Origin of the sequence: Caballeronia sp. dw_276, from assembly GCF_018449635.1 — a bacterium.
Lineage (GTDB): Bacteria > Pseudomonadota > Gammaproteobacteria > Burkholderiales > Burkholderiaceae > Caballeronia.
This window is the reverse complement of sequence record NZ_JAAVUV010000023.1, coordinates 21,851-36,118: the sequence shown is the minus strand read 5'-3', so window position 1 is coordinate 36,118 and position 14,268 is coordinate 21,851. Positions and strand designations below refer to the sequence as shown.

Below are 14,268 nucleotides of genomic sequence, written 5' to 3'. Positions count from 1 at the left end.
AAGACGTAGCTTCTTTACTCTTGTACTGACGGATCAATGCAACACGTGACTTACGTCGGCTGCCTGTATCTCGGGATTTTTCAATGCCAGCAACAAAGCAACTAGCGATCCCAACAATAATGCAAAACCGATCACATAAAGGCCATCACTGGCTTTGCCCCCAGCTGCGGCATAGCCGACGAACAAGGGGCCACAAATACCGCCGGCGTTACCGAACAAATTAATTAGCCCGATCGCGGGTGCCGCCTGGTTGCGTGGGACATTCGCCAGTGCCCAGCTCCACCATGCACCCAACGCTGAGTAGATGCCCACGCAGGCCAGCACCAACATGACCATATTGATCATCATTGTGTTTGCGACAAAATGCTGTATCAACAACGCCAACCCAGCCAAGCACAACGCGCCCGAGACATACCAGCCGCGCGAAAAATGCGAGCGATCAGCTGCTCGCGACACAAAGTACAAGCCCACTGTTGCAAAAGCGTAAGGGATAGCCGTAAGCCAACCCACGGTGTCCATACCCATATCTGCCGAGAGCTCCTTGACTACAGTTGGCACCCACATACCGAAAGCATATAAGCCGGTAATCCAGAGGAAATAGGTCAAACACAAACCCCAAACGATCTGACGGCCTAAGACTTCGGAGAACGGCCTCGATTCGAGGGTCGCACCGTCGCGGCGCTCAACGATATAGTCGCGCTCAGCATCCGACAAGTGAGTGTCAAGTACCGGGTCCTCAGCAGCAATGGCCCAAAACACTACGGCTAGAACCAGTGCTGGAATGCCTTGCATCACGAACATGGCTCTCCACTGGAATTCCCGAATCATCCATCCCGCCAGCGGCGCCATGATTACCGAAGACAGCGGCAAGGTATATTGCGAAAGGCTGACAGCCCGACCTCGTTCCGAAGTAGGGAACCAGTTCAAAAACATTACGGCGAACGACGGCCAGATAACCCCTTCACCTAGTCCCATCAAAAAGCGCAACCCCATTAAGGCGGGCAGGTGAGCAACAAATCCAGTCAAACAACCAGTGGTCCCCACCACTACAAGCGCGCCTACAATAACGCGCTTGGGGCCGACCTTGTTGGCCAACCATCCGCCAGGCAATTGCGTGAGCACATAGCCCCAAAAAAATGCCGACAGCAGCGCCCCTGTCACAGCGCCGGACAGCCCTAGCTCACGGACCATTTCGGGCGCCGCTACACCGATATTGCTGCGATCCGCAAAGCAGATCAAATAAATTAGAAATAACAGCGTGCCCATTTTGTACCAACGCTTGCGTGGCACTTTCGACGGTGAATGTTCCGACATCAGAGGTTTCTCCGGATCTGGAATGTATAAGAGACGCCAAACTTGTTTTGTAGATGATCGTGCGCCCCGATAAGGCCTCTCGCGCTGCCGCTATATCGGCGAGACCCCGAATACCAGGCTTGCAAAGGTACTCGTCGTACGCAAAACGAAGTACCGTGAATCAAAGTGACGGTCCGTGCATAGTTCGAGTTCCGTTTTTCAGCTTTTAAGCGCCGGTTCCCGATGCAGAACCCCGGGCGGACCGCCATCGGCCTTATCATCCATTGGAATGAAGTGATCCAAGATAGTTGGCTGCCGCATTGGCGGATAGCCAACGGGCTAACACCGCGGCAAATTCCTATTAATTTAAAACCAGTTATGTTCGTACGTTTCGCCTTTAAGCGTGCCGAAGATTTGCTTGAATTGTTTGATTAGCATGCCACCGTCCGAGCCTAGACCTATCATTTTGAAGCCTTGATCAACCCGCGCCTTCATATCTTCGGGCGTCATCCCGATTACGCCCGACACGATTCCCCGCGTTGCTGCGGACGCACTAATCCGAAGAATGTCTTGTGCCACCCCGGGTCCTTCCCACTCACCTAGGTATCCCATGCTGGATGAAAGGTCGGCCGGGCCGAAGAAAACTGCCTCAAGTCCAGGTACGTCGAGAATCGCCTCTATGTTTTCGCTAGCCGCGCGTGTCTCAATGAGTGGGATGATCAACGCATCTTCATTGGCGCGTTGGATATATTCGTGGATGCTTAGTCCCCAACGCACTGCACGTTCACCACCAAGACCACGCTTACCTATTGTCGGATATCGTGCATGCTCAAACGCTTCAGATAGCTCTGCGGCCGTGTTGATCAGCGGCAGGAGAACGCCATCAACGCCGATGTCGAGGCACTTTTTGATTGTATCGACTCGACTCGCAGGTACGCGGGCAAGAACCGCCATGCCGGTCCCTTGAGCGGCACGAAGATGACCGAGAACATCGTTGAAGTCGAGTGCACCATGTTCAAGATCGACGCAAATCCAATCGACACCCATTGCGGCTGCGATTTCCGTGACAGTTGGACTTTCGAGCGTCACCCATAAGCCATAGCTGGGCGTTCCAGACGCGAATTTATGACGAAGAGAATTGCGAGAAAATTCAGAGACCTTCATATTGATCCTTTAAAAGGTTTTGGCGAGTCACAGCCATTAACTGCTAACCCGAAACAGCAGCCAACGACGGCAGTCCCGATATATAGCCTAACGGGTAAATCATCGTTGGAATTCATTCTCACCAATATTTGGTCGCGGTCTAAAGACATCTAACGCCTCCCAACTACATAGCCTGCCTACGGTGCGCAACAGGAACTATGCGAAGAAAGTACGAGGGCTGCTGATCTGCGTAAATACATAAAGACCCAACAACTTCGAGAGGACCGGCTACCTTGATCTAAATAAATACAACAGAGATCCTGCTCAACCGAAGCGCTAACTTTTCCAATGACTTGAATAGCTCATTCACTAGCTACTAGAAAAGCAATTCAACGTTTTTCTGAAAACTATTTTGGACGCTGGAGCTTTTTTATCAGTCATTTACATGTGTTGCAATTACGCTAAGTACTCTTGAGGAAACCAGTTGAAATCCAAGGCACCATTGCAATCACGATAATGCCGAAAAACAACGCGACCATGTAGCCAACTATCGGCCTGAGACCTTCGTCCGGATGAATCTTGCTGACCGCACAAGCACCGTAGTAACCTACGCCGAAGGGTGGAGAGAACAAGCCAAGCCCCATCGACAGGATTACGACCATCGCGTACTGTACTTCCGGAATACCAACGTCTCGCGCGATCGGAAACAACAGCGGTCCAAATAGTACGATCGCTGGAATGCCCTCAAGCACGCTGCCAAGCAGCACGAACATCACCACGGAGACCGCCATGAACCCGATCGCACCGCCGGGCAAATGCTCCATGAATAATGCAAGACTGTGGGAAAATCCTGACTGCGTGAGCGCCCACGCCATCGCAGTTGCGGTGCCGATAATGATAAGGATCGCGCCTGATAGGGCGGCAGTTTCGACAAGCATAGGTCCAACGCGCTTTAGGTCGAAGCGTCGATAGATCAGCACACCAGCGATCAGTGAATATACGATGCCGACTGTCGACACTTCCGTTGCTGTCGCTACGCCCTCTACCACCGCAAAGCGGATTACAACCGGCAACGCGAGAGCTGGGAGCGCGATGACCAGCGCCTTAAAAATTGCTGCTTTATTTGCGCGTGTCCCGGACACGGGCTTCACGTCACGAGTGCGCCACCACACCAAAGCGCACAGAACAAGCGCAAGCACTAGCCCTGGCAGGAGGCCGCCTGTAAAGAGCGCCGAAATCGACACGCCCGTCACCGAGCCGATTGTGATCAGCACAATGGAAGGTGGCACGGTCTCAGTTTGCGCGCCGGTCGCCGACAGCAACGCTACCAATTCGCCGGGGTTTTCTCCGCGCGCCTTCATCTCTGGAAATAGGATCGGCGCGATAGCGGCCATGTCGGCGGCTTTCGAACCCGATATGCCCGAGATCAGATACATTGCACCAATCAGCACGTATGACAGGCCGCCGCGCACATGTCCAAGCAACGACGCGAGGAAGTTGATCATTGCCCGTGCCATTCCGGTCATTTCGATTAGCAAGCCGAGGAAGATGAACATCGGCACCGCGAGCAGCAGCATTTGCGACATGCCCTCGTCCATCCTGCTCACGACAATTTCGAGCGGCATCGACGTCGACAGCGACAAATACGAGAACACGGCAAGTCCGAATGAAAATGCGATTGGCATTCCGCTCAGCACTGTAAATCCGACCACGCCGACAAAGAAGATCGGCAGGTTGAAGTTGCCGAGCGATTGCAGTACCGGACCCACTGAAAGTAGCGAAAACACTATCACGGTCGAAAGAGCGATGCCGATCAACGCTGGCTTGCGGCCGAACGCAAGCAGTTTCACGACGCACATCAATAGCATGCATGCAATACCATATATGATCGCAGCAACGCGCCAGCCGTCGTTCAATTCGAGCACAGGCGTGACGATCATCCACTGCTGCTGCACATATGCATATGCCGGTGCCGCAATCATTCCGAGAAATAGCATGCTCGCAACTAGTGCCACTGTGTCCCATATACGGGTGCGCTCGCTACCTGCTCGATTGACGATCGCTGTCATCCGCATGTGCGAACCCCGATGAAGGGCGGTTGCAGCTCCAGTCATCGCGAGCCAAAGGAATAAGATGCCGGCAAGCTCGTCGCTCCACACAATGGGTTGGTGCAGCAAGAACCGTGCGACAACGCCCGAGAACAACAGCACGATCTCTGCGAGCACCAGCAAGGCTGCGGGCACGGACACGATCAGCCCAAGGACGCGATCAGCTATCACCAGCCAGTTAGGTACAGGTGATAATGCGCAGATGGAGTGCTCGTCGCGCGACCGCTGCGAGAAATCTTCAGCCAAGTGCGTTTTCATACCAATTTTCCGGTGACCTTCTCGAGCAGTGACCATTCCTCATCGCCGAAAAAAGCCTTTTGCTCGGTATAGAAACCGGACTTTTTCAACTTGTCACGAAAAAGAGCTGTGTCTGGTGAGTTGAACACAAGCCCCTTACTTTCAAGCGTCTTCTGCAATGTCGCGTTCAGTTGTGCGACGTCCTTGCGCTGTTGGAGAGCGGAAGTATTGAGGTGCTTTGAAATGATGTCACGGACCGTAGCCGGCAACTTGTTCCACGCACCGCGATTGCCGAGAAACCAATAGCCGTCCCACATATGATTCGTCATAGAGCAGTACTTCTGTACCTCATATAGCTTGGAGGTATTGATCACCACGAGCGGAGTTTCCTGTCCGTCGACGACTTTGGTCTGAAGCGCTGAATACACCTCGTTGAAACTAATTGCCGTGGGTGATGCCGATAAACTGCGAAAGAGTGAGATCCACAAGCGGCCTGGTGGCACTCGGATTTTCATGCCCTGGAAGTCCGCTGGTGTGGCGATTTGCTTGTTGCTGCTTGTGACTTGTCGAAATCCATTGTCCCAAACTTTGTCCTGTACGACGAGGCCTGCCTTGCTGATAAGGCCGCGTAAATGTGCGCCCAGTTCACCGTCGAGAGCGGTGAAAACCTGGTTGTAATCCGTGAACGCAAATCCGACGCCAGAGATCGCCGCCTTGGGTACCAGCGATGAGAGCGAATTTGCTCCAGAAACTAGGAAGAATTCGAGCGCGCCCGCGCGCAGCTGCGCGAACATATCGGGATCGCCGCCCAACTGATTGTTCGAAAATACGCGGATCTCCATGCGGCCGTCTGTTTCCTCCTTTATGGCGGTAGCGGCCTCCTGTATGCGAACATTTAAGGGATGCGAGGCAGGCACATTGGTGCCAACCTTGTATGTGAACTCGGCTGCCTGCGCACGGCGGATCCATGGAGCGCCATCCATGCAGGACGCGGCTGCGCCAACGGACGCTGCACCAGCGGTTACAAGAAAGCTGCGGCGATTGATACCCATTTCTGTCTCCTTGATTGGACTGACCGATTGATATCCGCTCTATTGCAGGCACGGCGGAATTTGACGGGCTCGGGTGCCCGCTGTAAGCCCGTCATCCGTTCAACATTGGTGATGACGGGCTTGATCTCGAAGCAATTCTTAATAAGTTGCAGCTGAATGTTTATCCGTCGAGCGTGTTGCGCACCCTAATCATCTCGATAAAAAGTCCAGTTGGGAGTCTTATCGGCCACCCGCTACATTAAGGACCACGCCTGTACAATACGACGCAGCGCTGGACGCGAGCCAGTAGACGCCCTCAGCGACCTCGGTAACAGTGCCCGGGCGAGCCATCGGAATCTCGCCTTTGAGCGTCTCAAGGCGCGCCATGATCTGCGGTTCCAAAGCTGGATCGCTAAGGGTCAAGCCCGGCGCAACCGCTGCTACACGAATGCCGTCGGGTGCTAGTTCGCGCGCCAAGCCGTTGGTCAATACGTCAACCGCGCCCTTGGTCGCCGCGTAATGGACCCACTGATTGGGATTACCAAGCTTGGTGCCGGTAGACGAAATATTTACGATCACGCCACCCTTGCCACCACGACGGGTCGACATTTGGCGCGCCGCCTCGCGGCAGCACAGCAGCAAACCGATAAGATTCACATCGACGACTTCGCGCAGTACATCAAGGGTGAGCTCTTCGAGCCGCGTCTTTGGTCCTGTCACGCCTGCGCTGTTCACGAGCACGTCAGGCACGCTACCCTGCGCCGCCAGCCCCGCAAATAACTCCTGGATGTCCGTTTCCTTGCGGACGTCACAGCGAATAGCGCTAGCTTTGCCCCCAGCCGCTGCTATCTCATTTACTACCGCCTGTGCCGAATCAGCATTGTTCGTATAGGTCAACACAACGCTCCAACCGCGTGTCCCGAAGAGGCGCGCGATGCCTGCGCCGATGCCGCGGCTACCACCAGTCACGAGCACAGTCCCTGTTGCTTTGGTCATTTCTAGTCCCTTACGTTTCTCAGATGAAGTTGTGGTGTTGCTACATGCAGCGGCAGCTGATGCCGCCGTCTACTGGCAGAACAACGCCGGTGATGTATTGCGCTTGGTCCGACGCCAAGAACACACTCGCGTTAGCGATATCCCATCCAGTCCCCATGCGCCCCATCGGGCACACGGCGTCGCGAGCGCGGATCATGTCTGCTTCACTTTCATACTGGGCAGAAATCTGCTGATGTATCAGCGGCGTATTCATCACGCCTGGCATAACTGCATTGCACCGGATGCCCTGCGCGGCATACTGGAGTGCGACCGCTTGGGTTAGCTGATTCAGTCCCGCTTTGGCCGCGTAGTACGATGTATAGGGATAGCCGACGTAGCGAATCGATGCCAGCGAAGACGTGTTAGTGATGACACCGCGTTGCTGCCGGAGCATCACCGGCAGCACGTGCTTGCAGGTCAAGAAGGCGGATTTAAGGTTAATGTCTAGTACCTTCTGCCAGTCCTCCTCAGACAACTCAATGGGGCCGCCCATGATGGTGGTCCCCACAACGTTCTGCAAGATGTCGATGGAGCCAAACCGGTCCAACGCAATCTGCACTGCACTTTGCACACTGGCGGAGTTCGTCGCATCAGCCTGTACGGCGAGGCATGCGCCGCCTTCCGCCTCGATCAGCCCCGCAGTCTCTTGTGCCGCTGCGAAATTGATATCGACTGCAACCACGCTCGCACCAGCACGTGCCATTGCGACCGCTGTCGCCTTGCCATTTCCCCAACCGGGGCCAACTGAGCCTGCACCGCACACGAATGCAGTTCTTTGCTTAAGTGAGATTTCCATGTTCCAGTCTCCCGTTAATCGATTTGCTTAGCTAATATTGAGCAGTTCTTTCGCTTGGTTCGGCGTTGCCGGCGCCCGCCCGCACATGCGAACAAACTCGCCCGCCCAAGTAATGACATCGGCGTTGGATGGCTGGCTGCCTATTTCGATGTAAGGGTGGTCGCCCAAGCCGATCGAAGCATGACCACCTAACTGGCAAATGGCGCCTATAAGCGGGACCAGAGAACCGCCATGGACACATGCGGTCCACTCGATGCGGCGACCCTGCGGTAAGAAATCCAAGAGAGACGTAAGTCCACGTATTGTCCCGGGGTGGCCAGCCATGGAATGGCCTTCAGCCAGATTAAAGGCTAAGTAAACTGGCTCGTCGATGAGGCCCATGGCCATGAAGGCCTCGATCTGCCGTGTGTAGATCACGCTCCAGCTCATGACGTACGGCTTCAGGCCTAATTGCGGAATGCGTGTTGCAAAATGCTTCAGCGTTTTCGTCGTGTTGGTGTAAACCTTATCTTCGGTGATAAATCTCCCGCTTTCAGGATCACGAACATCTGCATTGGTCGATCCCATGTCCAGCGGCGCGAAGTGTGGTTTTGTGGCGGGGTCGGCGCACAGTGCCTCCACGTTGGCCAGCCGCTCCTGGGCGGTGCCCGCAAGTGCAATCGCTCCGAGCGTAGGGTGCACGAGGATGTTGCTCTGTTCCTTTATGCGTCGAACGATGTATTGGTAAGTCTGCAGGCGGTGGTCTGGCTTACCGTCCGGCATGCGCGCATGGAAGTGGTAGATGGCGGCGCCAGCTTCGGCGCAGGCAACAGCGTCGGCCACGATCTCGTCGGGCGTCCAAGGTACGTTGAGATTGCCGCCGCGCATCGTGTATTCGTTAGCGCGGACTTCCAAGATAAAAGGTTTGTTCGAGGGCATAGTGCTCTTCCTTTCGGATAGGTTCAAACCGTAGACGTGACCGGTTGCACAGTCGAAGCGCGAGTGAAAAAGTCCTTGAAACCGACTTGGCCGCCCTTAAAAACGACCTCGCAACCATCTATGGCACGGCCAGGCGCGTATGCATGACATAGAGGCCCACCGGGGGCGACAGGTGCAATCGCGCGTAGCGCTTGCACGCCAATACGGCGTGCAGCCAGTGATGAGGTGTCACCCCCGGCAACTACAAGCCGCGATGGTAAGCATGCGTCGACTAAACGGTTAGTAAGTTCCGCCGTGGCCTCTGCGATGGCGCGAGTGGCATTTTGGATGCCTAGCGCGACGGCTCGTTGGCGCACAGCGGCGACACGAGGATCGCCCGGGCCCGAGGCGCTTTCCACAATGACACTAACTCCACGCGTAAAGGTGTCGTGCGCCATTTTTACAACGCGATCCATCTCCGCCTCGGCCGCTGCGCGGTCAATGAGTTTTGACGGATCGACTTGAAGTACCGCAAAACCATTGCGCTGGGCATGACTAATCTGGTCTGCCGTAATGGGCGAACAACTACCTGACACGCACAGCACCGGAACTGCGTGCGCGGCACCGCTGGGAGGCAAGCGGGATGGTCTCTTCTCGCTGCGCTGCCTGGCCGCGATCAATCCATATTCGACACCTGATGAACCGACGACGAACAGCGGTTGACCGCGTTCGGCTATCTGCATCAATAACGTACCGATCTTCTCAAGCTGGTCCTCGTCCGCCACATCCATAAAGATGGCCTCAAATCCGACCCGGTGCATTTCGTCCATCCGATTCAGGACCACCTCGGGTGGTTCTGAGAGCTGGAGATAGTTCAGAAGTCCCAACTTCTTATCTGTCTGCCGACCGAGGTGAGCAAGCATGTCAGCGTCGTCCATCGGTGTCACTGGGTGCACGGACATGGTGGGATGCTTGTCTAAGCGAAAGACAGAGCCATCTAAACCCGCGCGTGCATAAAGGTTGCCGAATAACATGTAGCGCCCTAGTTGTGGCGCGCCCACTACCACGGGTATTAGGCCATCTTCGAAGTAATCCTTAGCAATATCTATAACACGACCAATGCTGCCGACGTGTGGCGCGCTATCAAACGTAGAACAGGTCTTGTAATGCGTAATCGGTGTGCGGTGACGACCAATACTCTTGAGAATAGGACGGAGCTCTTCCTCGAGTTCTTCCGGGGACATTGTACGGCTGGTGCCTGCGACGCCAAATGCATCCAATTCACCGTGCGCCTCCAGCATTTTCGCATCTGGCACATCGACGAACAGCACGGCGTTGAGTCCAGCCCAGGTCAACACCTCAAGCGCGTCTGTCGAACCGGTGAAGTCGTCACCGTAGAAGGAAAGGAACGGCTTCTTCATGTTACGGCTCGCGTGGATTGAGAGCCGCCGAACTGACGCACCGACGCTGCAAACTCGGGGTACAAGCGCGCAGCGTTTTCGGTGTCAAGTCCGTCGGCCGCTGCAGCCCACGCCTGCTGCAGCGCCATCACCCCGGCGGCTGGCCCCAAGGTATGCGCAAAGATGCCGCCACCAGCTAGGTACATGAGGTCGGTTGAGCCTATCGTCTGAAAGGTGTCTCTTGCCTGCCCTCCCCATTGGCCGGACGAGAATACTGGCATCGCGGCTCGCAGACCATTGCTTTCGTCCAGGCAAGCGCGAGCTGATGCGGCCACGCTGTCATCCGGTTCCCAAAACTTGCTGAGCAAGCCGTTCACGTGCAGATGATCGGCTCCAGCCAGACGATACAATTGCTGGATTACTTCGTAATTGACACCCAACCCGGGATGTCGGGTAAACATTCCCCATCCAGCACGATGCGCATGGATAGCCATTGGCGTGTGAGTGCGCAGCATCTCTACGGAAGCAATACCGACCCAGTTCATGTTGACCATGGCGCAGCACGCGCCCCGCTTCTCCAGATAAGCCGCATTGCGCAGCATCTGGCTACCGTTGTCTGTCACGTTGAATGCGTAGATAACACGCTTGCCGGTTCTATCAGCATGCCGCAAGATGACACGCATCACCGCATCGACACGCTGCTTGAAGGGAGCGTGGGCCGGATTTGCAGCAAGCTCGTCATCCTTAATAAAGTCGATACCCGCATCGCATAGCTGCTCTACGATCGCGGCGATCTCCTCGACATTCAAGCCAACACTTGGCTTCACGATCGTGCCGATCAATGGCCTGTCGTGTACACCTGCCAATGTTCGCGTCCCTTGTACACCGTGGAACGGTCCTGGGAATCGCTTCACATAATCGGGCGGAAGGTCCAACTGGAGCAGGCGTGCTCCCGTGAGTTCGCCTAGCTCATATAGGTTACCCATGATTGTGGAACAAAGCGCCGGCAAGTTGGCGCCAAAGTTGGCAATTGGAAAGGCGATTTCGATCCGGTACTCGTGCAGCAGCTGAGCGTCAAGACCCTTACGTACAAGCCACGCACTGGCTAGCGGAACGATCTCTGATTCGGTTTCCTTGATAGACACGACCCGAGCTCGCGCCCGCGCCTTGAGCTCGTCAGTTTCGCCGGCTAGGGGCATGAAGGTGCCAGAAGATTGCTCTCCCGCGATTAGTTCCGCAACAAATTCTCCAGGCATCGGGGTCTGCACAAGATATGTCGCCGTTAATTCCTTTCGTGTCACCGTGGTTCTCCTGCGTCGAACGTTTCGCCGCCACGCGATGGGCGCGATTTACAGACGGTTGTGGGGTATTCCCTACTCAACGCTAAAGCTTGCTGTTTGGTATGAAAGCATCATAGCATTACCAAATTGACCAAGTAAAGGGATCGAAATGAGAAAAACATGGTGGTGGGTTCGGCACGCTCCGGTAACTTGCTTTGGAGAGAAGATCTACGGGCAATTGGATCTCCCCTGCAATTGTGATGACATTGCACTGTTCGACCGGGCTGTCGGTCAATTACCGGAAGAAGCACTATGGGTTACGACGCCTCTGGCAAGGACTGCTCAAACCCGTGACGCTTTGTTGGCTGCTGCCGCTCGTAGGGGCTTGCGCAGGAACATAGTCGAGCACCGCGTGGAGCCACGCTTTGCCGAACAGCACCTAGGTACTTGGCAATCATGCGACCGAGACGAGATTGATCAACAACGAGGGCGGCCACGCCATCCATACTGGCTCGCGGACCCGTACGAATGCCCACCGCATGGAGAATCGTTCTTGAGCCTGTCGGCCCGTGTCGGCAAAGGCGTGGATGTGTTGCAGCAGAGTCATGGCCCCAAAGACATTGTTGCTGTAGCCCATGCAGGTACAATACGTGCCGCATTAATGAACGCTTTGGCCTTGGACGCGAGCACTGCGTTGAAGGTGGCAATCGCGAACTGCGCGGTGGTTTGCATCGAACTCGTGGACGATGGCATTACGCGCACCGGACAACTGAAGATCTGACGGTCCTACAAGCTGCAGGAGTTAGAAACATGGACACTTCATCTGAACTCATTCCGCGTCGCCGGCTATACCAAGACGTTCTGGACCGATTGTTGACGATGCTTAATTCCGGTGAATTCGCAGTGGGATCGGATTTTCCGCCCGAACGTGAACTGAGCGAGCGCTTCGGAGTAGGACGACCCGCAGTGCGCGAGGCTCTTTCGACGCTTGAACATCTAGGTATCTTGAAAGTGGTCAACGGCAAGAAGTCGCGGCTCGTCGCACCAACTTATGACGGGTTATTGGGCCAAATTGGCATTTCGGTGGGCTACCTGCTCAATACCGATGAATCGGCCCTCAAACAGTTGGTGGACGCGCGGTCGATCTACGAAACCGGTATCGCTTGGCAAGCGGCGAAACTGGCAACCGACGAGGAAGTCGACCGGCTACGTAAAATCCTCGACGCGATGACGGCCGCGCGCGAGAGTCCTTTGGCGTTTTCCACTGCCGACATGGCATTTCATGTTGCGATGGCGGAAATGACAAAGAACACGATCACGATATCTATCATGAAGAGCCTACTGGACTGGCTCATGACACGTTATAGAGAGCTAGTGCGGGTGCCGGGCATGGAAGCCATCACAATTGCGGAGCACGAAGCTGTTTATGAAGCCATTAAGCGTCGTGACAGTGACGCTGCCGCTACCGCAATACTTCGTCACATCGTGCGTGCAGACGATCGCTGGCGTAATGTGGAGCCTGAAGCTAACTGAAGCATGGCTCATATAAATGTCTATCAGGTCGTTGAAATATCTGTCGTTATGCGGTCAGGGTGTATTGAGAGGTGACCCCGTTCGGTCGGACAGTTTTTTAGTTTTTTAAGTGGAATGCTGGGCGGTCACGCTGCCGTTTTCATCGCGGGCAGCATCGCGAAGTAAGCTTCATCCGGAGTCTTGTCCGACAGACTTGAATGAGGCTTTTGTTGGTTGTTCCGCGTTAGGTATTTAGCGATGGACTGGCGTGCATGGCCGACGGACTCATAGGCTTTCAAATACACTTCTTCTTACTTCACGCTACCCACAGTCGTTCGATAAAAACGTTCTCGCGCCAGCTTCCCTTGCCGTCCATCAACAGAGCGATTCTGCGCGAGAGCACTGCGTCGGTAAAGACTGTGCTGGTATGTTGATGGCTACGAAAACTGACCCACATGTTCGAATGTCCGCTCGGTAGCCCGAGCGGAGAACCGGAGTGATTACGGTGAGCATGCTGGCCAAGCTTCGGCGGGTGCATTTCCGCGACGGCGTCTCTATCCTAAAAATTTTCCGGCGCACTGGCTTATCCAGGAATACTGTTCGGCAGTGGTTGCGAGAGCCGAAAGAGGATGTGCCGCGCTACCCCAAACGCGTAGTCGCGGCTTTTCCAATCGGAACGGAATATATGAGGATTCCGCTTTGTCTTGACCGAGGGCGTCAAGGCGCCGTAGGGATACATCGAGAATTTTCTAAGTCTATGCTTCGTTAGTATCGGGCACTTCTGCCTCCTTTTTTTCAGATACCACCTCTACCGGCGCAGCATCGATTAACTTAGTAGTACTAGTAAAATTGGGCCATATCACTACCCTGAACCAAGATCTACTGTTACGAGGCTAGCAGCATTGAACAGCATTCATAGAAGACAGCCGTGACGTCCCTTTATGACTGCAGTTTCCCCACGGCAGCTATCAGAATTTCGCCTGCATCGTTGATATGCTCTTCCATCAAGGTACACGCTGATTCGATATCGCGGGCCTTGATTGCAGCCATGATGTCCAGGTGCTCTGCTTCTGATTTAGTGTTCCAGTCGATGACTGTTGCCGTTGCATACATGTATCGAAGTCGTGCTTCGTGAAGCCCATCAATATTCGACAGAAGGCGAGGCATATCGCATGGGCGATATAAGCTCGAGTGAAATGACCGGTTTGCCTCTTCCCACGTGCTTATAGGGGTATTCGTCCTTTTCGTGCTAAATCTGGCGGCTTGCCTTGTTTTTTCTCTTAAAATCAATGGCGTGAGAAGCCATTGACTTTGCTGGATGCAGTCCCGCTGGTGCAAAATCTGGCGCTTTCATTCGGCCGCGCGGTGGGCGCGCGACCGAGGTGGCCAGCAAATCCGCACCATGCACTTGCTGTTGTTCGCGTCTACGCTTCGTCTCGGCGCTAGGCTTTGGCGTCGAAACGCGCGTTGTCTAGGTCAACTTGTGTGGTCTTGTTCCGACAGACGATGACTTCTGCACCGATGTTCGTCGCCTCT

Annotated in this window: 12 protein-coding genes and 1 pseudogene; 2 read left to right on the top strand and 11 right to left on the bottom strand. The window is 54.8% G+C overall.

Translation table 11 applies throughout. The annotated features are described in order from the left end of the window. Positions 1 to 33: 33 nt before the first annotated feature. The 9 genes from HB633_RS30225 to HB633_RS30185 form a co-directional block, all read right to left on the bottom strand. Positions 34 to 1,314, bottom strand: a complete 1,281-nt coding sequence (locus HB633_RS30225) for an MFS transporter (protein WP_213781799.1) — start codon at positions 1,312 to 1,314, stop codon at positions 34 to 36. 345 nt (positions 1,315 to 1,659) lie between these two features. Then, entirely contained in the window at positions 1,660 to 2,457 is a 798-nt protein-coding gene (locus HB633_RS30220) for an aldolase/citrate lyase family protein (RefSeq protein ID WP_213781798.1), read from the bottom strand. A gap of 440 nt (positions 2,458 to 2,897) precedes the next feature. Continuing rightward, entirely contained in the window at positions 2,898 to 4,802 is a 1,905-nt protein-coding gene (locus HB633_RS30215) for a TRAP transporter large permease subunit (RefSeq protein ID WP_213781797.1), read from the bottom strand. Further along, positions 4,799 to 5,833 (bottom strand): TRAP transporter substrate-binding protein, encoded by a 1,035-nt coding sequence (locus tag HB633_RS30210; protein WP_213781796.1) that lies wholly within the window; start codon positions 5,831 to 5,833, stop codon positions 4,799 to 4,801. Before HB633_RS30210 ends, HB633_RS30215 begins: the two co-directional genes overlap by 4 nt. A 219-nt stretch (positions 5,834 to 6,052) precedes the next feature. Beyond that, complete coding sequence (locus tag HB633_RS30205; RefSeq protein ID WP_213781795.1) at positions 6,053 to 6,808, bottom strand: SDR family oxidoreductase; 756 nt, start codon at positions 6,806 to 6,808, stop codon at positions 6,053 to 6,055. A 40-nt stretch (positions 6,809 to 6,848) separates the two neighbouring features. Beyond that, entirely contained in the window at positions 6,849 to 7,643 is a 795-nt protein-coding gene (locus tag HB633_RS30200) for an SDR family NAD(P)-dependent oxidoreductase (protein WP_213781794.1), read from the bottom strand. Positions 7,644 to 7,670: 27 nt separating this feature from the next. Beyond that, positions 7,671 to 8,561: a 3-keto-5-aminohexanoate cleavage protein gene (locus HB633_RS30195; RefSeq protein WP_213781793.1), complete on the bottom strand. Its 891-nt coding sequence runs from the start codon at positions 8,559 to 8,561 to the stop codon at positions 7,671 to 7,673. Positions 8,562 to 8,584: 23 nt separating this feature from the next. Further along, positions 8,585 to 9,961 (bottom strand): four-carbon acid sugar kinase family protein, encoded by a 1,377-nt coding sequence (locus HB633_RS30190; RefSeq protein ID WP_213781792.1) that lies wholly within the window; start codon positions 9,959 to 9,961, stop codon positions 8,585 to 8,587. After that, a complete protein-coding gene (locus HB633_RS30185; RefSeq protein WP_346730389.1) occupies positions 9,958 to 11,241 on the bottom strand; it encodes a RuBisCO large subunit C-terminal-like domain-containing protein in 1,284 nt (427 codons plus the stop codon). Before HB633_RS30185 ends, HB633_RS30190 begins: the two co-directional genes overlap by 4 nt. A gap of 148 nt (positions 11,242 to 11,389) precedes the next feature. Between HB633_RS30185 and HB633_RS30180 the strand changes: the two genes are divergently transcribed. Together HB633_RS30180 and HB633_RS30175 are read left to right on the top strand one after the other, a co-directional pair. After that, positions 11,390 to 12,001 carry a histidine phosphatase family protein gene (locus HB633_RS30180; RefSeq protein ID WP_213781791.1) on the top strand — a complete coding sequence of 204 codons (612 nt, stop codon included), beginning with the start codon at positions 11,390 to 11,392 and terminating at the stop codon, positions 11,999 to 12,001. Positions 12,002 to 12,030: 29 nt separating this feature from the next. Next, on the top strand, positions 12,031 to 12,753 hold the full coding sequence (locus tag HB633_RS30175) for an FCD domain-containing protein (RefSeq protein WP_213781790.1): 723 nt from the start codon (positions 12,031 to 12,033) through the stop codon (positions 12,751 to 12,753). A gap of 125 nt (positions 12,754 to 12,878) precedes the next feature. Here the strand turns inward: HB633_RS30175 and HB633_RS31090 are convergent. Both HB633_RS31090 and HB633_RS30165 read right to left on the bottom strand, forming a co-directional pair. Further along, positions 12,879 to 13,126: pseudogene (locus tag HB633_RS31090) on the bottom strand (integrase core domain-containing protein); the annotation flags it as partial. A 545-nt stretch (positions 13,127 to 13,671) separates the two neighbouring features. After that, positions 13,672 to 14,022 carry an FCD domain-containing protein gene (locus HB633_RS30165; RefSeq protein ID WP_255581290.1) on the bottom strand — a complete coding sequence of 117 codons (351 nt, stop codon included), beginning with the start codon at positions 14,020 to 14,022 and terminating at the stop codon, positions 13,672 to 13,674. Positions 14,023 to 14,268: the final 246 nt, after the last annotated feature.

Coding starts and splice junctions, on each gene's coding strand:
- HB633_RS30225 (WP_213781799.1), bottom strand. CDS start 1,314: ATGTCGGAACATTCACCGTCGAAAGTGCCACGCAAGCGTTGGTACAAA.
- HB633_RS30220 (WP_213781798.1), bottom strand. CDS start 2,457: ATGAAGGTCTCTGAATTTTCTCGCAATTCTCTTCGTCATAAATTCGCG.
- HB633_RS30215 (WP_213781797.1), bottom strand. CDS start 4,802: ATGAAAACGCACTTGGCTGAAGATTTCTCGCAGCGGTCGCGCGACGAG.
- HB633_RS30210 (WP_213781796.1), bottom strand. CDS start 5,833: ATGGGTATCAATCGCCGCAGCTTTCTTGTAACCGCTGGTGCAGCGTCC.
- HB633_RS30205 (WP_213781795.1), bottom strand. CDS start 6,808: ATGACCAAAGCAACAGGGACTGTGCTCGTGACTGGTGGTAGCCGCGGC.
- HB633_RS30200 (WP_213781794.1), bottom strand. CDS start 7,643: ATGGAAATCTCACTTAAGCAAAGAACTGCATTCGTGTGCGGTGCAGGC.
- HB633_RS30195 (WP_213781793.1), bottom strand. CDS start 8,561: ATGCCCTCGAACAAACCTTTTATCTTGGAAGTCCGCGCTAACGAATAC.
- HB633_RS30190 (WP_213781792.1), bottom strand. CDS start 9,961: ATGAAGAAGCCGTTCCTTTCCTTCTACGGTGACGACTTCACCGGTTCG.
- HB633_RS30180 (WP_213781791.1), top strand. CDS start 11,390: ATGAGAAAAACATGGTGGTGGGTTCGGCACGCTCCGGTAACTTGCTTT.
- HB633_RS30175 (WP_213781790.1), top strand. CDS start 12,031: ATGGACACTTCATCTGAACTCATTCCGCGTCGCCGGCTATACCAAGAC.